Below are 22,131 nucleotides of genomic sequence, written 5' to 3' on the forward strand. Positions count from 1 at the left end.
GCACCGGTCGAGCGGAGGCGGAACAGGATCATGGGCGAGTGGACCTACCGCGATTCCGCGCTGTCGCGCCGCGCCGCGCTCGGCCTGGCGGCGACGTCGGTGGCCGCGCTGGGTGCGGCGGCGTGCGCCGGATCGAACGGGGAGGGCTCGACCCAACGCTCCATGACCAGCGAGGGCGGCATGATCGCCAAGGACGCCTACGTATTCGGCTTTCCGCTGGTGCTGATGGACTCGACCCGGTCGATCGCCGAGGCGACCACACCCGCCAACCGGTTCGACCACGCCACGGCGTTGTACACCGCGGCGCAACGGAGGGTGGTGCGGCCGGACCCCGACACACTGCACTCGACCGCTTGGCTGGATGTGACGGCCGAGCCGATGGTGCTGAGCGTTCCCGCGATGGGTGGTAGCCGGTTCTGGCTGGCGCAAGTGCTGGATGCCTGGACGAACAACGTGCACGCCCCGAGCAGCATCCGGCCGCGGACCGAGCCCACGGCCGCGTCGCACACCTACGTGGTGACCGGTCCGGGATGGTCGGGCGCGCTGCCGGAGGGTCTCACGCCGTTGCCGATGCCGACGCCGACGGTGTGGCTGATCGTCCGGATCCAGGTCGACGGGGAGAACGATCTGCCGGTTGTTCGCTCGTTGCAGCAGAGGGTGAAACTGGTTCCGTTGAGTGCGTGGATCGCGGGCGCCGAGCCGCCCGCGCGCGCCGCTCCGCCGGGCGGGGACACGGACGCGCAACGCGCGGTCGACCAGGTCCTGGAGATGGACGCGCCGGAGTTCTTCGATCGGATGTGCGCGCTCTTGTCGATCAACCCGCCGGCGCCAGAGGATGCGCCCGCCATGCGGCGCTTCGCGGAGATCGGCATCCGGCCCGGCGGTGCGGTCGAAGGCGTGTCCGAGGCCGAACTGACCGCCGCGGCCGAGACCGTCGAGCAGCAACTCCCGGTGACCATCGGAGCGAATACGAGCAACGACAACGGCTGGGTCTCCGATCTCGGGGCGGGCCGGTTCGGCACCGACTATCTGTTGCGTGCCGTCACGGCGTTCGGCGCTCTCGGCATCCCCTTGCCGGAGGACGCGCACTACTTCTTCACGGCGGTCCCCGCGGGCGCGGGCCCTTTCCGGCTGCACTTCGTGTCGGGCGAGTTGCCGCCGGTCGACGCCTTCTGGTCGCTGGCCGTCTACGACGCCGAGGACTATCTGGTGGCCAACCCGGCCGAGATCTACTCGGTGGGCCATCATGTACCCGTCGTGCTCAACCCGGATGGCTCCCTGGACCTCACGCTCCAGCACGACGACCCCGGCCCGGGCGTCCCCCAGGGCAACTGGCTGCCCGTCCCGGAATCGGAGCCGTTTTCGGTGACCCTGGCCTTGTTCGCGCCGAAAGCGGCGGTCTTGCAGAGGCGTTGGCAGCCACCGCCGCTGATTGCGCTGCGGTGAGCCGGTCCTCGCGACCAGGTCGAGCGCGGGAGTTCGCGAATCGGTGGCGCGGCCGTCGCCGCAAAAAGTAAACGGGTTTTACTAAACACTGTTCACGGAGCTTGGTTCTGTGGTTGCATCTGCTTGGACCGAGTTCCCACATCGTCGTCCAGGTCTGCGCCAGGACCGGACCGTAGGAGTTAGCCGTGACCGTGACCACGCCGTCGATCCCGACGGGATTCGACTTCACCGACCCCGACCTGCTCGCCAGCCGCCTGCCCATCGCGGAGTTCGCCGAACTGCGCCGCACCGCCCCGGTGTGGTGGTGCGCTCAGCACAACCGGGCCAGCGGCTTCGACGACGGCGGGTACTGGGTCGTCTCCAAGCTCGCGCACATCAAGGAGATCTCCAAGAATCCCGAGGTGTTCTCCTCGCATCAGAACACCGCGATCATCCGGTTCAACGAGGAGACCACGCGCGAGCAGATCGACATGCTCGGCGACATGCTGTTGCTCAACCTCGACCCGCCCAAGCACACCAAGACCCGCCGCATCATCTCCAAGGGGTTCACGCCGCGGGCGGTGGAGAGCCTGCGCGCCGCGCTCTCCGAACGCGCCGCTCGGATCGTGCATGAGGCCAAGAAGGCCGGTAGCGGCGATTTCGTCGAGCAGGTCGCCTGTGAACTGCCGTTGCAAGCCATCGCCGAATTGCTGGGCATCCCGCAGGAGGACCGGAAGAAGATCTTCGACTGGTCCAACCAGATGATCTCCTACGACGACCCGGAATTCGAGGGCGATCACCAAGCCGCCACCGCGGAGGTGATGGGTTACGCCTGGAACATGGCCGAGCAGCGGCGTGCCTGCCCGGCCGAGGACATCGTCACCCAACTGGTCAACGCCGACATCGACGGCGAACACCTGGGCTCGGACGAGTTCGCGTTCTTCGTCATCCTGCTGTCGGTGGCGGGCAACGAGACCACGCGTAATTCGATCACCCACGGCATGAAGGCGTTCGTGGACAACCCCGAGCAATGGGAGATCTACAAGCAGCAGCGTCCGCGCACCGCGCCCGACGAGATCGTCCGGTGGGCCACCCCCGTCACCGCCTTCCAGCGCACGGCGACCCAGGACACCGTGCTCGGCGGCCAAGAGATCAAGAAGGGCCAGCGGCTGGGATTGTTCTACAGCTCGGCCAATTTCGACGAGGAGGCGTTCGAGAATCCGTTCACCTTCGACGTGCTGCGCGATCCGAATCCGCACGTGGGATTCGGCGGTACCGGCACGCACTACTGCGTGGGCGCGAACCTGGCCCGGCTGCAGATCGATCTGATGTTCAACGCCATCGCCGATGCGATGCCCGGCCTGCGGCAGGTGTCCGATCCGGTGCGGTTGCGATCGGGCTGGTTGAACGGGATCAAGCGCTGGGACGTCGAATACGCTTGAATCGTTCGGTGCAACAGTCCAGACCACGGGGCCGTGCGCCGGTGGTGACCGACACCGACATCCGGCGGGTCGCCAGCAGATTGCTGGTCGAGCGCGGGCCCGACGCGGTCACCCTGCGCGCCATCGCGCGTGAGCTCGGTGTCACCGCGCCCGCCCTGTACCGGTATTACAAGTCGCTGGAAGACCTGCTGGAGCGCCTGCGCCTGGACTTCTGCGCCGACCTGGCCGAAGACCTGACCGCGGAGATCGCCACACTGCCCGACGACGGCGCCGTGCAGTTCTTCGCCATCTGCCGTGGCTTCCGGCGCTGGGCGCTGACGCACACCAGGGAGTTCACCCTGGTGTTCGCTTCGCCCGGCACCGGGCAGGCTCGCGCGCTGCGCCGCTTCGACGAGCCGTTCGGCCGGATCTTCCTGGCCGCGGCGGGCAGGCTGCTGGCCAACTACGACATCGTCACCCCACCCACCGACGTCATCCCGCCGGAGTTGCGCGAGGATTTGGCGCACTTCCAGACCGAACTGCTGGCCGCGCTGTCGGAGTCGGGCCAGAAGTTTCCCGCCGAGAAACTGGATCTCGGGGTGACGTATCTGATGATCCAGATCTGGGCGCGGCTCTACGGCCATGTCACGCTCGAGGTGTTCGGGAACTACCCGATCCCGCTGGAGAATCCGGAGATCCTGTTCGACGCGATGCTGGCCGATCTCGGCCGCACGGCGGGCCTGCTCGCCGAGTGAGACCCGGTGGCTCGTGCGCTATATGCGGGCGCCCTTGGCGCGATTGCACGCGCGGCACAGGATCTGGAGGTTGGCGGCGCTGGTCGCGCCGCCGCGGCTGAGCGGGATGATGTGGTCGAATTCCAGGTAGTGCCCGTCGCCGCATTCGACGCACCGTCCGCCGTCGCGCTGCCACACCTGCGCCTTCACCTCTTGCGGAATGCTTCGGGTGTCGCGCTGGCCCGGGGTGAGGACGAGACGTTTGGCCACGCGCAGGGCGCCTTCCAGGGCGGCCGTGACGTAGTCCGGATCGTCGACGGCGAAGGTCGCGCCGCCGCGCGCGGAGGTGGCCGCGATCACCACCGTCCCCTGTTCCGCGTGCACGGAGACGACGCGGGACCAGGGCATCTCGATGCCGGTGTCGGCGCCGACGAAACGCAGCTTCTTGTTGCTGCCGATCAGCCTGCCCTCGGTGAGCTTCGGGCCGCGAGCGAGTTGACGCACGTGTGTGGCGGGCAGGTCCAGATGCACCGTCTCCTCGGGGTCCAGGTGCAGGCCCGGCGTGCGGACGAGCGGCAGATCGCCCGTGCGCAGCCGGTAGAGGGTGTTCCCGCGATGCATCCGTCGGCGCAGATCCTCGATCAGCGGCCCACCCAGCGCGAGTTCGGTGACCGCCTGCTCGAACAGTTCCAGTTCCGCGTGCCTGACCTCACCGTCGGCGAAGGCGAAGGTGACAAGCCGCTCGACGTAGCTGAGCGCCACGTCACGCAAGGCCGTCCGACCCGCTTCGGCGTCGATGCGCTGATAGCGCAACGACGCCCACAACGCCGCCCACTCGGGACCACGCGGGCCGTGGCCGGTGAGCACCCGCCACGCCCGGGTGTGCCAATGGGTGAGGTATTCCTCGATCTCCTGTTCACACCTTTGGCACGGTGCGAGCCCGCCGAAGAGCTTCCGGCGCAGCGGGTTACCGCAACGATCGCAATGACGGCCGCTGTGCGGGTGGCGTAGCCGCCTGTCCTCGGTCCATTCGGTCCCGTCCCACCAACGTAGGCGTTGCGGGTTGTCCGGATCCGGGTGCCAGTCGGCGTATTCGGGATTCGGGGGTGGCACGGGAGCGTGCGGTGCGGTTTCGGGGATGTACCGGTTGAGGTCGACCGGTCGGGGGCGCGGCAAGGGCGAGGTGTCCACGCGGTCGAGCACTTCGGTGCGCGGCCAGGCGGGGGAGTCGAAGCTCGGTCGAGCCCCTGCGGATTGCCCGGTCGGCTCGGCGGACCGGCGGTGGTGATCGGTTACCAGTTGCGATGGAACGTCTTCCGCGGTGACGTTCGGTACGTCGGCTCGCTCGATCCCGGCGGGGGATTCCCCGTTCGCAAGGGCGGGGCCGGAGGGCAAAGGCCCTTGCGCGACGTGCCGGGCCGGGGTGAGGTCGTGCCGTGCGGGCTGGTCGGCGGGCTCCGCCGTGGGCGTCGAGCGGGCCGGAAGTCGTTCCTGCGCCGACGTGGTCGCGGTGGACCGGAGTACCCGGAACGGGTTGGTGGGATGAGTGGTGCGGGCGGGCGTCGAGGGATCCTCGATTCGGACGCCGAACTCGGTGACCAACCCCGCCAGTCCGCTGGACCAGCCCTGGCCGATGGCGCGGAAACGCCACTGCTCGTCGCGGCGGTAGAACTCACCGAACATCAGCGCGGTCACCGCGTCCACGTCATCGATCTCGAACGTCACGACCGCACCGTCGACGGAGTGCACGGCGACGGTCAGCCCGTGGATGTCGCCGAAAGTGCCCCCGTCCACGGAACCGGAGACGACGATGCGATCGACGTCGGCTTCGGTGCGCGGCAGCGAGACGCTCAGTCGCGCGGTGCCCGGCGCGGGTTCCTGATCGAGCGTGACCGCCTGGGAGACATGCCGCGGGGCGTTGTAGAACACGAGGTCCCGGTCCGAGCGGACTGTGCCGGACGCGTCCAGCAGCAAGGCGTGCGCATCCACCGCATGCTCCGACCGCCATGAAACAACCACGGCTAGAAGGGATGTCGGTACCGCTGCGTTCGCGCCCTTGCTGAGTTTCATTGTGCTCGCACTATGCCACGACCCTCCGACACGCCGAACGTGCGAGGGGATGGCCTTCGGCGGGGCGTGCGGCACAGTGGTCCTATGACGAACCCGAAACGCCCGGGTCGTAAGCCGCCGACCCCGAAGTTGCCCGGTGGGCGTGTGCCCGGTCCCACCGACGTCCTGGCCGCCGCGCAGGCGGCCGTCGAAGCCGCGCAGACGGCCGCGGGCCAAGCGCTGGAAGCCGCCCAGCTGACCGCGACGTCGGCGTTCGACGCGGCGGTGCGGCTGCCGCCGGCATCGGCTCAGCTGGCCGCCCAATTGCCAGACCTGGTCGAGAACCTCTCGACCGCGATCGAACGGCTCAACTCCACCATCGATCGGCTCGACCGCACTCTGGCCCTCGCCGACCCGGCCTTCGCGGCCTACGACCGGCTGCTGCCCCGGCTGGAGGCGATGATCTCGCTCGGCGAGGACGTGCTCGGGCGATTGGCGAAGTTGCCCGGCGTCGCCTTGCTGGGCAAGCTGACCGGTCTGAGCGCGCCGGAACAACCCGCCGAGGAGCCGCCCCGGCGCAAGCCCGCCAAGCGGCGCAAATGACCGAGTACGAGCGTTCAGCGGTGTGCGTGGTCGGCGGCCGCGCGCAGCGTGGCGGCCGCCTTGACCAGGACCTCGTGGTACTCCTCGGCCGGGTCGGAGTCGAGCACGATGGCGCCGCCCGCCCCGATTCGCCAGCGTCCGCCGTAGCGGACGGCGGTGCGGATCACGATGTTCAGGTCCGCTGTGCCACCGAGCCCGAGGAAGCCGATCGTGCCCGAATAGACACCGCGCGCCTCGGTTTCCAGTTCATCGATGATCTCCATGGTGCGCAGCTTCGGCGCGCCGGTCATCGATCCGCCGGGAAAACACGCGCGCAGGCAATCGATCACGCCGACCTCCGGCCGCAGCCTGCCGCGCACCGTGGACACCAGTTGATGGACGGTCGCGTACTGCTCGGTGGCCATCAGTTTCGGCACGTACACGCTGCCGATCTCGCAGACCCGGCCCAGATCGTTGCGCAGCAGATCGACGATCATGAGGTTTTCCGCCCTGGTCTTCGGACTGTCGGCCAACTCGAGGCGCAGGCGCTCGTCCTGCTCAGGGGTCGCGCCGCGCGGCGCGGTCCCCTTGATCGGCTTGCTCTCCACGATGCGCCTGCGGTCGACCTTCAGGAAGCGCTCCGGCGACGAGCACGCGATGTCGAGATCGTCGAAGCGCAGATAGGCGGCATACGGGGCGGGATTGCACCGGCGTAGCGTGCGGTAGAAATCGAGGCCTTCGGCCGCGGCGGCGGGGATCGTGGCGCTGTCGGTCAAGCAGATCTCGTAGGACTCCCCGGCGTGCAGCCGCTCGTGGCAGACCGCGATGTCGGCGAGGTAGCGCTCCCGGCCGCGAGTGAGCAGCGGCGCGACGGCGTCGCCGTCCTGAGGCACCTCGAGCGGCGGCGGATTCGTCCAGGTCGGAAGGGTATCCAGGGTTTCGCGGGTGTCGCGCAGCCAGTCGGCGGCGGATCGGGCGGTTTCCCCGTCGTCGCTCAGCGCCAGCAGGTGCGTCCGCCCGCCGACGTGGTCGACGACCACCATTCGATCGGCGAAGATCCACTGCGCGTCGGGAGTCGGTGCGCGGTGGACCGCGTTCGCACCGCAGTCGGCTTTCACCTCATAGCCGAGATAGCCGACGTAGCCGCCGACGAAATCGAAGGGCAGCTCGGGCGCTTCCAGGCGGCGCTTGCGCAGTTCGGCGGCCAGGAAATCGAGGATGCCGCCCGGTGCGGTGCGCCGATGTCCGTCGGCGGACTCGACGGTCACCTCGCCGTCGCCCACGCGGTAGCGCAGCACCTCGGCCAGCGGGCCGCCGGCGTCACCCAGGAAGGAGAACCGGTCCGCTCCGGGTTCGACATGCTCGCTGTCCAGCCAGAACGCCGTGGGGGAGTTGCCGTACAGCTGCACGAACGCGCTCTCGGTATCGATCGGCCGTTCGATGACGGACCGCTGGAGCCGGAAGGTCCGCGGGAGCGCAGGATCGGGGCGAACCGGATCCGCGGCCCGGGCGGATGATCCGCGGTCGGTGGGACGCTCGAGCTCGACCGCTGCGGCGGGGAACTGCTCGGCCGCGAGCGGCATGTGCGTGGTCCAGGCGGGGGAAAGGGAGGAGCCCGAGGCGACCGGGTCCGGCGCGGTCTCGCGCTCGATCGACCGGCTCGCAGTGGGAGGCGCAGGTCGGCTGCGATGCGTGGCGGTGAGTCTCGCGAAGTTGCGCAGCAAACCGGCGCCGAACTCGCTGGCGATCGACTCCGGGTGGAACTGCACGCCCCACTGCGGCCGGGTGCGGTGCCGTACGCCCATGACGACCCCGTCGCCGGACAGCGCGGTGACCTCCAGATCGCCTGGCAGCGGCCGCAGCGCGGCCAGCGAGTGATAGCGCACGGCGGTGAAGCCTTGCGGAAGCCCGGCGAACAGGTGCCGGCCGTCGTGCTCGATGCGATCGAGATAGCCGTGCCTGGCGGCGGGCGCCCCGGCGACCACGCCGCCCGCCGCGACGACGATGCCCTGATGGCCCAGGCACACCCCGAGCAGCGGCAGGTGGCTCTCGCGGATCACCGCCGCGGAAATTCCCACGTCGCGCGGCACGTCCGGCCGCCCCGGTCCGGGCGAGACGACGACGTTGTCGAACCGGCCGAGATCGAGTTCGGCGACCGTGCGCGCCTCGTCGTTGCGCACGACCGTCGGCTCGACGCCGTTCACCTCGCTGATCAGCTGATACAGGTTATAGGTGAAGGAGTCGTAGTTGTCGATCAACAGCGTGTGCATGGTTCTGGAAACCCTACGCCGCGCCGGTGAGAGCTAACTGTTGTCGTCTGCCTTCAGTTAGGGTCGGCAGGTGGTGCACAATGTGGGGCATGTCTGTTGCGCAACCGGTCGATGTGGATCCCGCGGTCGTCGACTTCGCCGTCGTCGGAAAGTGGATGGATGAGCAGGGTCTGCCCTCGGGGGACTTCGAGGATGTGACCGCGCTGGGCGGCGGAACGCAGAACATCATGCTCCGTTTCACTCGCGGTGGCCGCACCTACGTGCTGCGCCGTGGGCCGAAGCACCTGCGAGCCAAGAGCAACGATGTGATTCGCCGCGAGGCCCGGCTGCTCGGTGCGCTGGGCGACACCGAGGTCCGCGCACCCCGGGTGATAGCGGCCTGCGCCGACGAGTCGGTGCTCGGCGCGGTCTTCTATCTGATGGAGCCGATCCACGGTTTCAACCCGCAGAACGAACTGCCCCAGCTGCACGCGAGTGATCCGGAGATTCGCAGGCGGATGGGCCTTTCCGCGGTCGAGGCCATCGCGCGGCTCGGCGCGCTGGACTATCGCGCGCTCGGCTTGGCCGACTACGGCAAGCCGGAGGGTTTCCTGGAGCGCCAGGTGCCGCGCTGGCTCGGTGAGCTCGAGTCCTATTCGGCCAACGAGGGCTACCCCGGTCCGCAGATCCCCGGTGTGGCGGCGGTGGGCGAGTGGCTGGACCGCAACCGTCCCGCCCAGTGGACGCCGGGCATCCTGCACGGCGACTGCCATCTGGCGAACATGATGTTCTCCTTCGACGGTCCGCAGGTGGCGGCGATGGTCGACTGGGAGATGTCCACCATCGGCGACCCGCTGCTCGACCTCGGCTGGCAGATCGCCACCCGCCCGGAACCGGGCACCACCGGCGCGGCGCTGGTGGGCAAGCTCGGCGCGGTCGGCGGGCTGCCGACGGCGGAGGAGATGATCGCGCACTACGGGCAGTTCTCCGAGCGCGACCTGAGCGCGATGCCCTGGTACACCGTGCTGGCCTGTTTCAAGCTCGGCATCGTCCTGGAAGGCACGCACGCGCGCGCGTTCGCCGGGAAGGCCCCTGAGCAGGTGGGCGATTTCCTGCACGCGATCACGCTGGAACTCTTCGAGCGGGCGCGGCGGCTGATGGAATGACTGTCGGGATGTTGCGATAGTTGACCGGATATCGGTTGAGGGTGTTATCCGGCCACGCCTACCTCGAGCGCATGCCGATCGTTCCCGACGTCGAGGACTGGACCTGGGTGCTCGAACAGCCCTGTCCGGAATGCGGTTTCGACGCCGCCGCGACCACTTACGAAGCCGTGCCCGCGCTCACCAAGGAGACAGCCGTCCGCTTCGGTGCGGTACTCGGCCGCCCGGGCGTCCGCACGCGACCGGACGAATCGACCTGGTCCGCGCTGGAATACGGCGCGCACGTGCGCGACGTGTGCCGTCTGTTCGACACTCGCCTCGGTCAGATGCTCGACGGTGACCCCGACGGCGAGGCGCCACGCTTCGCGAATTGGGATCAGGACGCGACCGCGATCGCCGACCGCTACAACGAGCAGGACCCGGCCCGGGTGGCCGCGGAGTTGGACGAGGCGGCCGAGCGGGTGGCGCGCTCCTTCGAGTCGGTGCCGCCCGGGCGGCGCGGGCTACGCGGGGCGCGCAGCGACGGGGCGCTGTTCACGGTGGAGTCCTTCGCGCGGTACTTCGTGCACGATCTGGTGCACCACGTGCACGACGTCCGGGGCTGACTGTCGCGCAACTGTAACGCGTTCGGGTTCGAGGTCACGCTATACCGACGATTTTTTCCGCCGGTACTAGAACGCGTTACATTTTTCTCGTAGTGTGGGTGCAGTCACATACAAGCACGCGCATGCGAGAGGGTCGACAGGAATGAAGACGAAGGGCGCGATCCTGTGGGGGATCGACCAGCAGTGGTCGGTGGAGGAGATCGAGGTCGGCGACCCGGTCGCCGGCGAGGTGCAGATCCGGATGGAAACCGCCGGCATGTGCCACTCCGACCATCACATCGTGACCGGTGCGACCCCGATGCCGTCCTTCCCCGTCATGGGCGGGCACGAGGGTGCGGGCGTGATCACGAAACTGGGCCCGAACTGCCCGGCCGATCTCCAGGTCGGCGACCACGTGATCCTGTCGTTCATCCCCGCGTGCGGTCGCTGCCCGGCGTGCGTGGCAGGACACATGGCGCTGTGCGACCTGGGCGCGGGCCTGCTCATGGGGCAGGCGATCAGCGACGGCACCTACCGCATCCAGGCCCGCGGGGAGAACGTCATCCCGATGTGCCTGCTGGGCACCTTCGCGCCGTACATGACGGTGCACCACACCTCGGTGGTCAAGATCGATCCGAGCATTCCCTTCGAGGTGGCCTGCCTGGTCGGCTGCGGCGTCCCCACCGGCTTCGGCTCCGCCACCCACGTCGCCCAGGTGTCCCCGGGGGAGACCGTGGTGATCGCGGGCATCGGCGGCGTGGGCATGAGCGCGCTGCAGGGCGCGGTGCTGTCGGGCGCCTCGAAGGTGGTGGCCGTCGACCCCAATCCGTGGAAACGCGAGCAGGCGCAGAAGTTCGGCGCCACGCACACCTACGAGAGCATGGCCGCCGCGATCATGCCGCTGATGGAGGCCACCGAGGGACGGATGGCCGAGAAGGTCATCCTGACCATGGGCGAGATGCGCGGCGAGTACATCGAGGAGGGCCTCATCCTCACCTCGAAGGCGGGCACGTTGGTGGTCACCTCGATGGGCCGGATGGACGAGAACGACGTGAAGCTGAACAGCTTCCTGCTGTCGATGTTGCAGAAGACGGTCAAGGGCTGCATCTTCGGTGGCGGCAACGCCCGTCAGGACGCGCCGCGCCTGCTGGCGCTTTACAAGGCGGGACAGCTGAACCTGGACGACATGGTTACCCGCAGCTACTCCCTGGAGGAGATCAACCAGGGCTACCAGGACATGCTGGACGGCAAGAACATCCGCGGCATCATCAAGTACACCGAAGCGGACTGGTAGAGCGCCTCACCGCTGCTCGGCGAGCGCGGTGGCGATCCGTGCGATCAGGTCGTACGGCACCGGTTCGCCGAGCCGGAAACGCAGCGTCCCCTTGCCCGCCCGATACGGCTCGAGCTCGCGTTCCAACGCCGGGTCGCCGTCCGGGATGGGGTAGAGGCTGATGTGGTGCTGCCAACCCGCGAAGTGCACGATGTTGCGACCGTGCAGCTTGAAGGTGGGGATGCCGTAGCTGATCGCCTGACTCGCATCCGGCAGGGCGGTCTGGATGGTGCGCCGGATCTCATCGAGGACTTCCCGCACGTCGGAGGGGAAGGCGGCGAGATATGCCTCGACGGTGGTCGGCTTGTCTGCCACGAGGTCCCTCGCTTCCACGGTCGGTTACGGACCGCTCTTCGCCGGCCCGGGCGCCGTGAGTGTAGGCAGCCGACCGCGCCGCACCGGGAATCGCGGACGGCTCGGCGCGCCGCGCTCCCGCGCTCAGATCCGGCAGCGCAGCAGGGCTTCGCGCAGGTTGCGGCTACGGACGTCGTCGAGGACGGCCAACCCCAGCCGGTTCATCGTGTAGCCGAAACCCAGACCGGTGGCGGGGTCGGCGAACCCGAACGAGCCGCCGAGGCCCGTGGTGCCGTAGGCGCGTTTGTCCGAGCCGAATCGGAACGTGCCGCGCGACTTGCGGAAGCCGAGGTGGTAGCGGCTCTTGGTGTGCAGCACCAGGTCGTAGGCGGGGACGTCGTCGGCGGTCTCCTCGGCGGCGAGCCGGTCGAGCAATGCGTCGTCGATCGGCAGCGCGCCGGTGCGGCCCGCGGCCGCGCCGTAGACCTTGGCCAGTGCGCGAGCGTTGCCCACTCCGTTGGACCCCGGCAGTTCCACCTCGAGGAATTCGCGCCGGGTCGCCCGCGCCGGAGCCCCGCAGCGCGGGTTGGTCAGCGCCGCGTAGGACAGCCCGCGCCGGGCGTAGATCTCCGCGCCGATCCGCAGCGGGAGATCGCGTTCGTAACGCAGCATGTCCAGGCCGCGGGTGGCCGACATCGTGGCGATGCGATCCATGCTCTGCTCGGGCGGCAGGCCGATGAAGAAATCCGCGCCGAGCGGTGCGGCGATGTCCTCGGCGAAGATTCGTCCGAGCGTGCGGCGACGCGGGTCGACCCGGCGCAGCAGTTCGCCTTGATAGAGGCCGAGGGTGATCGCGTGATAGCCGTGCCTGGTGCCAGGCCGCCAGGCGGGTTTCTGCGCCGCCAGAACGGGTGCGAGGCCGTCCGGATCGGCGATCTGGGGCAGGCGCACGATCTCGCTCAGGCCCGACAGCCCCGCTTGATGGTCGATCAGTTGACGCACGGTGATCGTGTCCTTGCCGTGGGCGGCGAACTCCGGCCAGTACTTCGCCACCGGCTGCTCGTAGTCGAGCAGCCCTTCGGCGACCGCGGCGGCGACGGTGAACGCCGCCATGCCTTTGGTCGAGGAGAACACCGGCACGATCGTGTCCTGCTCCCACGGCAGTGTGCGCCGCCGATCGCGGAAGCCTGCCCACAGGTCGACCACCGGGCGCTCGCCCGCGTAGACCGCTACGGCGGCGCCGATTTCGCCGTGCCGCTCGAAGTTGCGGCCGAAGGCGTCGGCGACCGGTTCGAAACCGGACGCGACGTCGCCGTGAACAGTGGGCTTTTCACTCATGGTGAGTCGATGGTAGCCACGCGGTTCTCGTAGGCTCGCAGGGTGCGTTCACTCGAGCAGATTCGGGAATGGCCGGTCCGGCACGCGGCGGCCGCGGTGGTGACCGCCGATGGCGGCGTCGCGAGCGAAGGTTCTGTCGAGCGGGTGTTCCCGCTCGCGTCGGTGACCAAGCCTTTGGTGGCATACGCCGTTCTGGTCGCGGTAGAGGAGGGCGCGGTCGAACTCGATCAGCCCGCCGGGCCGCCCGGCGCCACGGTGCGTCATCTGCTGGCGCACGCGTCCGGACTCGCGTTCGACACCACCGACGTCCAGGCGGCGCCCGGAGCCAGGCGGATCTACTCCAGCGCGGGATTCGAGGTGCTCGCCGCGTTCGTCACCGAGCAGACCGGGATCGCGTTCGACGAGTACCTGCGCGACGCGGTGTTCGGACCGCTGGGCATGACCGCGTCGGTGCTGGCCGGTCCGGCCGGGCACGCGGGGCGGTCCACCGCGGCGGATCTGACCCGCTTCGCCGCCGAATTGCTGAACCCGCGCTTGATCTCGGCGCAGACGCACGCCGAGGCCGCCTCTGTCCAGTTCCCGGGCTTGAACGGCGTTCTGCCCGGCTACGGTTCGCAGCGCCCCAACGACTGGGGCCTGGGCTTCGAAATCCGCGACGGTAAGACTCCACACTGGACCGGTGGCACGAATTCGCCACAAACCTATGGACATTTCGGCCAATCCGGGACATTTTTGTGGGTTGACCCGAGAACGGGGTTGGCGTGTCTCGCCTTGAGCGACGAGAATTTCGGCGACTGGGCGCGCGCGGCTTGGCCACCGCTGAGCGATGCTGTCGTGGCGGAGGCGACTGCCGGGCGCGACACGGTCACGAAGTAACACGTGTAACTTCGGGCACTCCAGTACACTCAGGCAACGCCAGTTCGACGAAATCGTTGGGGAAGACGTTCCTCGTCGAAGCTGGAGGTGTTGGTGGTGCGCGCATCGAGTCAGTTCGCGGATGCGACGGCGGGTGTGGTCTACATCCACTCGTCGCCTGCCGCGCTGTGCCCGCATGTCGAATGGGCACTCACCTCGGCCCTTGGCGCCCCGGCGAAGCTGCGCTGGACCGCTCAACCGGCCGACGGTCAACTGCGCGCCACCAGTGAGTGGATCGGTCCGGTCGGCACCGCCTCCAAGATCGCCCAATCATTGCGCTCCTGGCCGGTTCTGCGCTTCGAGGTGACCGAGGATCCCAGCGACGGCGTGGACGGCGAGCGCTACAGCTTCGTCCCCGGCCTCGGTCTGTGGCACGGTTCCACGAGCGCCAACGGCGACGTCATGATCGGTGAGATGCGCCTGCGCGCCATGCTCCAGGCGACCCGGGAACTCGGGAAGTACTCCGCCTACGACCTGGCGGCCGAAATCGACCGCGCCCTCGGCACCGCCTGGGACGAGGACCTCGAAATCTACCGCTATGGAACGGAATCCGGCGCCGAGGTCACCTGGCTGCGCCGGGACGTGGGGTAGATGTGACCGCACGCCACGACGTTTCGTTCGGTTCGAGCCAACCCGAGCCGACCGAGGATGTTCAGGTGATCGACGCCCTGAACTCCGCGCCCTCCTGGACTGCCTGCACAGCGTCGGCGATGTCGACGACGGGATAGATCTGGTATTCCGCGAAAAAGGCGAACTTGTTCGGAGCGTCGGCGAGGTCCATCGGATTGTCGGTCTCGACCACCGCGAACCCACCGCTGCCGTCGAGCCGGCCGACGAACTGGTGGTACGCCATGCCCGTGAGCGGCTTCCAATTGGCGAACACCTCCAACGCGCGCCGAATAGCCGCTTCGTTCTCGGTCGCGGAGCCGGTCCAACGGTAGGTCCAGGAAACCATGTACTTCATCTCATCCTCCTTTGATGGCCGGAGCCGCAGGTGAAGCCGACTCCTGCCTTGCCGCCGCGCTGTCGAGGAGATGCGTTGTCAACTCTGCTCGGAGGATGCGCGGGAGTACATCAACCCCTGGGTCGGAATATCTCGTACCAGCCGCCAGAAGAGCTACGTCCGACGGTCACGCCGACACGTGGGGTAGTGCCGCGCCACTGTCAGCCACCAGAAATGGCGGCTGCCCGAGATTCGAAGACGTGTGTACGGTCGTTCTACGGTCGGGGCCGATAGCGAGGAGCCGACCATGAAACATGCCGGTATGCGCGTCATCGCGGCCACAACGATCGCGCTGACAGCCGCGACGGCTGTCCCCGCCGCCGCGAGCGCCGAGATCACCGCCGAACCGGTCGCCGCGATAGTGGAGGTACCCCCGGCTGTGGTCGACGGAGTACGGAACGCGATCGCGAGCGTCCTGTTCTTCGGCATCGTGGGCTTGTGCCTGGCCCGCATTCTTCCGGCGGATCAGTGCCATCTGTTCTGAGACGCGTTGGCGGCATGCGCCAACGCTCCCGTCACATTCGATCTCACACCGGGCTCGGCTCACCCGCGTTCACTGTCCTAGATCATCTGGTTGTGACGCCGACTCGGTCGCACAGAGCTCGAACGTCGTCTTGCATTCCCGATGGTGGCCGTTTCAGCAACGTGTGCAGCATCTCGCGGGCGTAGCCGTTGTATCGGATGGTCTCGGGCGCCGTGCGTTCGGACTTGTCGAGCATTGCCAGCGCGGCTACGTACTCGTCACGCTGATAATGGGCGCGAGCCACCTCGATGAAGTGGCGGCTGCGGCGAGGTACCGACGCTATCCGAGCTGCATCGAACCCACGGGCCGCGCGTAATCCTTCACCTGCTCGGCGCAGCTCTACCCCGAGTGTGGTGGCGTGCGCTTGCATCACTGGCATCGAGAACGATGTCTGGACATGCCGGTAGGTCGGCCCGAGTCGCTGAGCGATCCGATGGGCAGCTTCCCAGGACGCCCATGCTTCGCCGTAGCGGCCGCGACGGGCCTGGACGTAGGCGATCTCGGCCTGGAGAGCTCCGGCGATTCCGCGCCAGTCATCGGACGCCTCGTCCCGGTCCAGATGCGGCTCCAGTTGTGTGATCGCAGTACGCGCCAATGCGATTCCCTCCCCCCACCGTCCCGAGTCTCGTAGCGCCTGGACCATCGACCATGCGCCGCTCGCGATCAGGTATGGGTCGTCTGCCTCGTAGCCCTCGTTCAGTGCGCGATCGGCGACGAGCCAGACTAGTTCCGGAGCCGGTTGATAGGCCACGAAGAAGTCCGCCAGCTGATACACCCCGGCCAGAACACGGCGGGCGGCCCGGCGATCGCCGCCGGGCGAACGCGCAGCGCTTTGCGCGTCCCTGATCAATCCGGGCAGCAACGAACCGAGCTGCGTCCGGTGGTCGGGACTCGCGTGGCGCACGTGCCATGCCTGTCGGAGCCGCGTAGCGAGGTGCTCGATGCTCACCGATGGGTTCGTCGCAGGAAGGCGATAGTCGGCCAGCGCGGACTGTACATCGGTCAGCGCAGCGTGACGTTCGCCCGCGAAGACCGCAACGGGAACCGCGTGCCCGTCACCCGTCAGCTCGGCCAGATCGTTCAGTTCCAGCGCGCGGGCGATCCGAAGCAGCATCGGAAGGCGCGGAGTCTGTAAGCGGCCGTTCTCCACGGCCTTCAACCATTCGGCGGATCGGCCGACCAAGCCTGCGAGGACCGGTCGTGACATGCCCGCTCGTTCACGGTGCCGACGGATTCGTGTGCCTACCGGGGCATTGTCATCGGAGCTGTACACGGCTGTACCCCTCTCGCCGCTGGTTCGATTGAGACAAGCCTAACCGGATGGTCTCCGCTGTAGCGGGACAAACGATGCCTCTGAGAAGTGCGGGGTACGAACCGTACCCGATCACTTCATCGGACCGGCCTAGCGTGCTGCTCAGCCCGCCGCCAGGTCGATGCAGCGCTATTCGTTCACATCCCCGGCGGCTAGGGCACATCTATGAGTCGAGCAGGGGAGTGATCGTCAATGGGCGGTGAGAGCGGCTGTGCAACAACACAGTTGGGGCCGAACGCGGTCGGATTCATCCGACGCGAGGTTTCCGGACCGGACGTGATACGCGACGAGTTGACAATCCGGGAAATCGCCGCTGCGCGCGGATATTTCGTGGTGGAGGTGGTCGTGTTCGCAACGGCGGTCAGGACTGCGGCTTTGCTGGCGGTCGATCATATCCAGGTGGCTGATGCGGCTGCGGTGATCGTGCCAGGGGTGGTGCACGTCGAGCCGTTCGTCCGGGCGATCACCGAGCTATGCGACCTGATCAGTCCAGAACAGACGTATCCGCGTGGTTATCGGTGGCCGTCGTTGCTGCCCGCGAACCATCCGTACCGGAGGTTGCCGTGACCGGGTTGCAGTTGTTTGCTGCCGCGGTCGGCATAGGTCTGCTCGTGGCGGTGTTTGTCGGCGTGGCTGTGTCGCTGTGGCCTGCCCGGCTACCGGATGGACGCAGTGTGGAGGAGATCAGTCAGCGCGTACGACGGGAGCGCTCTGGCATGGATTCGCCGGTACGGCCGACGGGCTTTCAGCATGAGGCACCCGAGCATGTAATGGGCGTCATGGAAGCTCAGATGACGATGCAGCAGCACCGTGCCTGTCGTGTCGGTGAGTGTCCGCGCAAGTCCACCGCGTGGCAGGCGCTGGTCGAGGCGGGGCGTATCCGGCCGGATGCGGGTCGGCGGCGGTGACAGTCGGGCTCACTCTGTTCTGTGGCCGAGTACGGCGAACATGGTTACCGAGAAGTGATAGTCGCCCTTGGCTATGCCGGTTTCCATGGCGGAGACGATGTCGCGGCCTTCCTGTTCGGAGATCGCGCCGTCGGTGCGGGCGTAGGCGATCATCTGGGTGAACAGGGGGCGCGCGGTTTCCGGGTTCCAGATCACCGCCTCCGATCCCATGTCGTCGATGGCGAACCCGGCCGCGCTGAGCAGGCCGCGCAGGTGCCGGCCGGATGCGGGGTTCGGGGTGGTCGCGAGCATCGCCTTGGTCAGGCGGGCGATGACGTCGGGGTCGCCGGGATGGGTGATGACGGTGTGCCAGTCGCTGTCGATGAGTAGCGCGCGGCCGCCCGGTCGCAGAACTCGGGTGATCTCGGCGGTGGCTGCCGCCGGGTCGTCGAGGTGCTGGTAGACCCGCTCGCAACGCACCGCGTCGAAGTAACCGTCCGGGAACGGCAAGTGATAGGCGGTTCCCTCGACGAAGCGGGCCCGAGTGTTCGCGGTCTCTGCGCGTCCACGAGCGATGGCGAGCATCGCCGGATTCGGGTCGACCCCGACCGCGTCGCCGCCGGGGCCGACCCGGTCGGCGAGTTCGATCACCTCGGTGCCTGTTCCGGCGCCGATGTCCAGCGCGCGTTCGCCCGGCCGGACGGCCAGGACCTCATGTCCCCACGCGCGCATGCGCCGGATACCCGGCAGCGCCGCTTGGAGGTCGAGGATGCCGACCAGAGCGGCCATCGGGTCGTCGGTGGACGCGCTCGAAGCGTCCGGGATCGCGTCCACGTGGAACGAGGGGACGGGCGGCGAGGGCTTGCTCGACATGCCCCGACACTAGCCCCGCACCGCTGTCGACGGCAGTGTCCGGTCATCCCCTCGCTGTCGACGCCGGGTACCGCCTTCGCGCCCAGCATGCCGATCCAAGCTCGAATGGCGATGCATCGGTTCCATTCGTCGGCGTGCCGGATTTCATCCGATGTCGTCAGGGTGGAGTGGAGCTAGGCATGAGGGAAGTAGTCGATTCGCCGCGTGAGGTGGTCCCGTTTGTGATGATCTTTGTGGGGTAACACCTGCTCGGCTCGCGGTTTCGACGATCGGTTCGGCGCTGAAGGATTCTTCGGCAGCGTCCACCGGCCCGACTACAGAGGGAGCGTCAGATGGCCGAATCAGGCTCCGCTGATCTCAAGAGGCGGCACCGCGCGATGTGGGCACTGGGCGACTATCCGTCCATCGCCGCCGAAGTCATCCCCGCGCTGGGCCGGCGTCTGGTCGAGGCCTGCCGTATCGGTCCGGGGCAGCGCGTGCTGGACATCGCGGCCGGATCCGGCAACGCGGCGATCCCGGCCGCGGAGGCCGGTGCGGACGTCGTGGCGAGCGACCTCACGCCGGAGCTGTTCGAGGCGGGCCGGCGTATCGCCGCTGCCCGGGGCGTCGAGCTGCGATGGCAGGAAGCCGACGCCGAGGCATTGCCCTACGCCGATGCCGAGTTCGATGCCGTGATCTCCTGCGTCGGCCTGATGTTCGCGCCGTTCCACCAGGCGGCCGCGGACGAATTGGTGCGCGTGGTCAAGCCGGGCGGCACGATCGGGCTGATCAACTGGACACCCAGCGGATTCATCGGCCAGATGTTCGCCACCATGAAACCGTTCGCTCCGCCGCCCCCGCCCGGTGCGCAGCCGCCTCCGCTGTGGGGCGACGAGGCGCACGTGCGGTCCCTGCTGGGCGATCGCGTCGCCGACCTGGAGTTGCGGCGCGAGAACGCGGAAATCGATCGTTTCGCCGACGGGGCCGAGTTCCGCGACTTCTTCAAGTCCTACTACGGCCCGACGGTCGCGGTGTACAAGGCCATCGCCGCGGAACCCGAGCGCATCACGCGGTTGGACCGGGAACTCGCGGAACTCGCTGCCCGGCACGACCTGGGCAACGGGCGCATGGAGTGGGAGTACCTTTTGGTCACCGCACGCCGCGCGGCCTGACCTGGTCACCCGTCATCGATCGAACGAGCCGCCTACCGACGCTTCAAGCGATTCCTGTGCATTTGAAAGCTGTACGGAACAGTCCAAGCGGTTGGTGCTGGCACCGGTACCAACCCTGAACCGCTTCATCGGTCCAGCACTCGGCTCCGCCAGGAGATTCTGGCCTCCCGTGCGGTCGACCCGGCAGCGGTGCGCGCACCCGCGATGACGCGACGCGACCAGGGGAATGGACTTACGAGCCCATCTTGTCGCAGGCGAATCACGCTCGGCGACTACGGCCGGCGCGGCAGCCAAGGAACTAACTTACGCAGCTGCGCTCGTGGGCACGTTCGGAATATCGAGGTCGGCACAGCGTACAAGCGGATCGACCTTTGTAAGCGGCCTCTTACCGGACGCGTAGCACCTGCTGCAGCTTGCGGCGGACGGTGTCGTCAGGTTCGCGGGCGGCGGCCTGACGAAGGCTGGGTTCAGCTTCAGGAGGCCAGCGATCGGGGGTCCACTGGGCGAGGATATCGGCGGCAGATGCTCGATTACTGGGGACGGGACTGAGCAGCGCCGCGGCGATCAACGGCCAGCCGACGCCAGGATGGTCCGACAGTTTCGGTATCAGCAGCCACAGGCAGCGGTGCGGTTCGAACCCGCTGCCGAAACCGGTTTCGTGGGCGGGCCCGGTGCCGATCCGGTCGAGCGGCAGGATGTCTGTGGCCAACTCCATGAGGTCTTCGATGACATCATCTTCCGCCTGTTCCAGCACACTCGACCACAGACCCGGCGACAGGGGGTCGGCACGCAGGCGGTCGACGTCGGAGCTGATGGTGGAGATACCGGCTGCTTGGCACGCCGCGGCAGCTTGGAAGTAGTCGGCGCTGGTGGTGGCGGTGAAGAGGGCGGTTCGGGCCGCCTCGATCCAAGCGGGGTGTCGAATCAGATCGGTGCAGCGGCGTGAGAGGTCCGCGCGCCGCTCGGTGGTCCAGTCCGCAGACCACTGTGCGCGGTCTCCGTCCAGTGCGGAGCGGATGCGGGTGACGCCATGCAGCAGACGCACATTCGCGGGTTGTTCGGCAACCCGGGCCAGGAACTGCGTTGCCACAATGAATGCGTCAGGGTAATCGCGGATATCCCAGGTGACCGGGCCGCCTTCGGTGAACAGGGCGGAGAGGACATCGCTCACCGCGTACAGCAGCTCGGTGTCCTGTTCGGCGACGAGCAGTCGACCGGGCAGGTCACCGTGGATGGCGGGAATGTAGGCCAGATATAGGACGTCGACATCGTTGCGGAAACCGTGCCGCACAATCCAGTCCATGATCTCCGGAGTCGGCCGATGGGCCTTCACCAAGCGCTCCACCAGATGCACGCGGCCCCAGCCGGATACCCGCTGAGCCAACCAGAACATTTCGGCGACCGGATCCGGCCGACTGTACTCCAACGCTCGGATGACGTAGAGGGTGAACTCGTCATGCAGCGCCAGCGTCAGCAATGCCTGGTGATCCGCCTCCTCCACTGTCCGGAACAGCGACAGCAGAACAATGCCCAGCTTGACCAGCCCGCGTTCGGCACTCTGAGTAACCAATGCGGAGCCAAGCGAATAGACGCGGGCGTGGCGGCCGCGGAAGGTGTCCCATTCCAGCAGCACACCGCGGGTCGCCAGCAGTGTCGAAGCCGACCCGTGCGCGCGGGCTGCCTCTACCAGCTCGGTGCTTATCATGGACTGCTCGCCGGCCACGAAGGTCACCAGGGCGCGCAGCAGTTCTTCGAGTCCTTCCGGATGCCCGAGCGGATGATGCTGGACCAGCATCCCGTCCAGCGTGCCGGGACCCCACCGGATATCACCACCGGGACCGACCTGGATACCCCCGCCGCCGACTTCGTCGGGTAACGTTACCGCGCCCGCGCCCAACCTGCCGTCGGGCTCACGATGACCTGCCAGGAAGTCGTGAATGGATACGTGCTCGGTCGACGGTTCCGTCATGGCCAGAATCTATCGCCTTCCCAGAACCGGGATCGAGCCATTGCTGGCCTCGCAGAAGCACAACCCGACTCCTGAGCTGAGCCGCGGCCCGCTGTCGGCGGCCCGGAGCTCCGGGCCGTTCAGCTGTGTTTTCACAGTTAGCGACTGTTACCGGAACCCCTTGTAATCCCTCGATGAGGTCGGACGCCACTGACGGAGGGGGGAGCTGGGCACACGAGCCGCTGTGCGCCGGGGCTGCGGCCGAACCTTCGTGGGTGCCGCCGACGATGAGCTCGCGGAACGACTTCGGCTCGGGCGGCGAAGATCGAACACCAACCGGCCGCCGA

The 22,131-nt window shown here is 67.8% G+C and carries 21 protein-coding genes; 13 read left to right on the forward strand and 8 right to left on the reverse strand.

Annotated elements, in window-relative coordinates; genetic code table 11:
- Positions 1 to 30 precede the first annotated feature (30 nt).
- From M8859_RS28515 to M8859_RS28525, 3 genes are all read left to right on the forward strand, one after another.
- Entirely contained in the window at positions 31 to 1,446 is a 1,416-nt protein-coding gene (locus M8859_RS28515) for a DUF1254 domain-containing protein (RefSeq protein ID WP_195070136.1), read from the forward strand.
- Between the two features lie 191 nt (positions 1,447 to 1,637).
- Positions 1,638 to 2,867 (forward strand): cytochrome P450, encoded by a 1,230-nt coding sequence (locus M8859_RS28520; protein ID WP_159930661.1) that lies wholly within the window; start codon positions 1,638 to 1,640, stop codon positions 2,865 to 2,867.
- A gap of 8 nt (positions 2,868 to 2,875) precedes the next feature.
- On the forward strand, positions 2,876 to 3,601 hold the full coding sequence (locus tag M8859_RS28525; RefSeq protein WP_195070137.1) for a TetR/AcrR family transcriptional regulator: 726 nt from the start codon (positions 2,876 to 2,878) through the stop codon (positions 3,599 to 3,601).
- Between the two features lie 18 nt (positions 3,602 to 3,619).
- On the opposite strand, the gene M8859_RS28530 is transcribed toward M8859_RS28525, so the two are convergent.
- Positions 3,620 to 5,650: a TerD family protein gene (locus M8859_RS28530; protein WP_195070138.1), complete on the reverse strand. Its 2,031-nt coding sequence runs from the start codon at positions 5,648 to 5,650 to the stop codon at positions 3,620 to 3,622.
- Positions 5,651 to 5,734: 84 nt separating this feature from the next.
- Here M8859_RS28530 and M8859_RS28535 point away from each other — a divergent pair, with 84 nt between their 5' ends.
- Positions 5,735 to 6,232 carry a hypothetical protein gene (locus M8859_RS28535; protein ID WP_195070139.1) on the forward strand — a complete coding sequence of 166 codons (498 nt, stop codon included), beginning with the start codon at positions 5,735 to 5,737 and terminating at the stop codon, positions 6,230 to 6,232.
- A 14-nt stretch (positions 6,233 to 6,246) separates the two neighbouring features.
- Here the strand turns inward: M8859_RS28535 and pabB are convergent, their stop codons facing one another.
- The gene (gene pabB / locus M8859_RS28540) at positions 6,247 to 8,481 is read right to left on the reverse strand and encodes an aminodeoxychorismate synthase component I (RefSeq protein WP_249645081.1); all 2,235 of its coding nucleotides are present in this window, start codon (positions 8,479 to 8,481) and stop codon (positions 6,247 to 6,249) included.
- 80 nt (positions 8,482 to 8,561) lie between these two features.
- On the opposite strand from pabB, the gene M8859_RS28545 reads away from it, so the two are divergent.
- The 3 genes from M8859_RS28545 to M8859_RS28555 all read left to right on the forward strand — a co-directional run bounded on the left by M8859_RS28545 (position 8,562) and on the right by M8859_RS28555 (position 11,501).
- Positions 8,562 to 9,626 carry a phosphotransferase family protein gene (locus M8859_RS28545; RefSeq protein WP_159930641.1) on the forward strand — a complete coding sequence of 355 codons (1,065 nt, stop codon included), beginning with the start codon at positions 8,562 to 8,564 and terminating at the stop codon, positions 9,624 to 9,626.
- 71 nt (positions 9,627 to 9,697) lie between these two features.
- Positions 9,698 to 10,228: a DinB family protein gene (locus M8859_RS28550; RefSeq protein WP_249645082.1), complete on the forward strand. Its 531-nt coding sequence runs from the start codon at positions 9,698 to 9,700 to the stop codon at positions 10,226 to 10,228.
- 142 nt (positions 10,229 to 10,370) lie between these two features.
- Complete coding sequence (locus tag M8859_RS28555; RefSeq protein WP_159930640.1) at positions 10,371 to 11,501, forward strand: NDMA-dependent alcohol dehydrogenase; 1,131 nt, start codon at positions 10,371 to 10,373, stop codon at positions 11,499 to 11,501.
- Positions 11,502 to 11,507: 6 nt separating this feature from the next.
- Here the strand turns inward: M8859_RS28555 and M8859_RS28560 are convergent, their stop codons facing one another.
- Both M8859_RS28560 and M8859_RS28565 read right to left on the reverse strand, forming a co-directional pair.
- Positions 11,508 to 11,855 (reverse strand): iron chaperone, encoded by a 348-nt coding sequence (locus M8859_RS28560; RefSeq protein WP_195070140.1) that lies wholly within the window; start codon positions 11,853 to 11,855, stop codon positions 11,508 to 11,510.
- Positions 11,856 to 11,978: 123 nt separating this feature from the next.
- A complete protein-coding gene (locus M8859_RS28565) occupies positions 11,979 to 13,172 on the reverse strand; it encodes a serine hydrolase domain-containing protein (protein ID WP_249645083.1) in 1,194 nt (397 codons plus the stop codon).
- A 42-nt stretch (positions 13,173 to 13,214) separates the two neighbouring features.
- On the opposite strand from M8859_RS28565, the gene M8859_RS28570 reads away from it, so the two are divergent.
- Both M8859_RS28570 and M8859_RS28575 read left to right on the forward strand, forming a co-directional pair.
- Positions 13,215 to 14,048, forward strand: coding sequence for a serine hydrolase domain-containing protein (locus M8859_RS28570; protein WP_195070141.1), 834 nt, complete (start codon positions 13,215 to 13,217; stop codon positions 14,046 to 14,048).
- Between the two features lie 96 nt (positions 14,049 to 14,144).
- Positions 14,145 to 14,678 carry a DUF3145 domain-containing protein gene (locus tag M8859_RS28575; RefSeq protein ID WP_039796858.1) on the forward strand — a complete coding sequence of 178 codons (534 nt, stop codon included), beginning with the start codon at positions 14,145 to 14,147 and terminating at the stop codon, positions 14,676 to 14,678.
- 61 nt (positions 14,679 to 14,739) lie between these two features.
- Here M8859_RS28575 and M8859_RS28580 read toward each other — a convergent pair whose 3' ends face one another.
- Positions 14,740 to 15,051: a DUF3303 domain-containing protein gene (locus tag M8859_RS28580; RefSeq protein WP_159930636.1), complete on the reverse strand. Its 312-nt coding sequence runs from the start codon at positions 15,049 to 15,051 to the stop codon at positions 14,740 to 14,742.
- A 286-nt stretch (positions 15,052 to 15,337) separates the two neighbouring features.
- On the opposite strand from M8859_RS28580, the gene M8859_RS28585 reads away from it, so the two are divergent.
- Positions 15,338 to 15,574 (forward strand): hypothetical protein, encoded by a 237-nt coding sequence (locus M8859_RS28585; RefSeq protein WP_195140158.1) that lies wholly within the window; start codon positions 15,338 to 15,340, stop codon positions 15,572 to 15,574.
- An 82-nt stretch (positions 15,575 to 15,656) separates the two neighbouring features.
- Here the strand turns inward: M8859_RS28585 and M8859_RS28590 are convergent, their stop codons facing one another.
- Positions 15,657 to 16,886: a helix-turn-helix domain-containing protein gene (locus M8859_RS28590; RefSeq protein ID WP_255466240.1), complete on the reverse strand. Its 1,230-nt coding sequence runs from the start codon at positions 16,884 to 16,886 to the stop codon at positions 15,657 to 15,659.
- A 372-nt stretch (positions 16,887 to 17,258) separates the two neighbouring features.
- Here M8859_RS28590 and M8859_RS28595 point away from each other — a divergent pair, with 372 nt between their 5' ends.
- Both M8859_RS28595 and M8859_RS28600 read left to right on the forward strand, forming a co-directional pair.
- A complete protein-coding gene (locus M8859_RS28595) occupies positions 17,259 to 17,492 on the forward strand; it encodes a hypothetical protein (RefSeq protein ID WP_249645084.1) in 234 nt (77 codons plus the stop codon).
- Positions 17,489 to 17,833 (forward strand): hypothetical protein, encoded by a 345-nt coding sequence (locus M8859_RS28600; RefSeq protein WP_195070145.1) that lies wholly within the window; start codon positions 17,489 to 17,491, stop codon positions 17,831 to 17,833. Before M8859_RS28595 ends, M8859_RS28600 begins: the two co-directional genes overlap by 4 nt.
- A 9-nt stretch (positions 17,834 to 17,842) precedes the next feature.
- On the opposite strand, the gene M8859_RS28605 is transcribed toward M8859_RS28600, so the two are convergent.
- Positions 17,843 to 18,685 carry a methyltransferase domain-containing protein gene (locus M8859_RS28605; RefSeq protein WP_236565584.1) on the reverse strand — a complete coding sequence of 281 codons (843 nt, stop codon included), beginning with the start codon at positions 18,683 to 18,685 and terminating at the stop codon, positions 17,843 to 17,845.
- A gap of 332 nt (positions 18,686 to 19,017) precedes the next feature.
- On the opposite strand from M8859_RS28605, the gene M8859_RS28610 reads away from it, so the two are divergent.
- Positions 19,018 to 19,836 carry a class I SAM-dependent methyltransferase gene (locus M8859_RS28610; protein WP_195140156.1) on the forward strand — a complete coding sequence of 273 codons (819 nt, stop codon included), beginning with the start codon at positions 19,018 to 19,020 and terminating at the stop codon, positions 19,834 to 19,836.
- A gap of 385 nt (positions 19,837 to 20,221) precedes the next feature.
- Here the strand turns inward: M8859_RS28610 and M8859_RS28615 are convergent, their stop codons facing one another.
- Positions 20,222 to 21,805 (reverse strand): hypothetical protein, encoded by a 1,584-nt coding sequence (locus M8859_RS28615; protein WP_195070146.1) that lies wholly within the window; start codon positions 21,803 to 21,805, stop codon positions 20,222 to 20,224.
- Positions 21,806 to 22,131: the final 326 nt, after the last annotated feature.

The sequence above is a fragment of the Nocardia sputi genome, assembly GCF_023501985.1.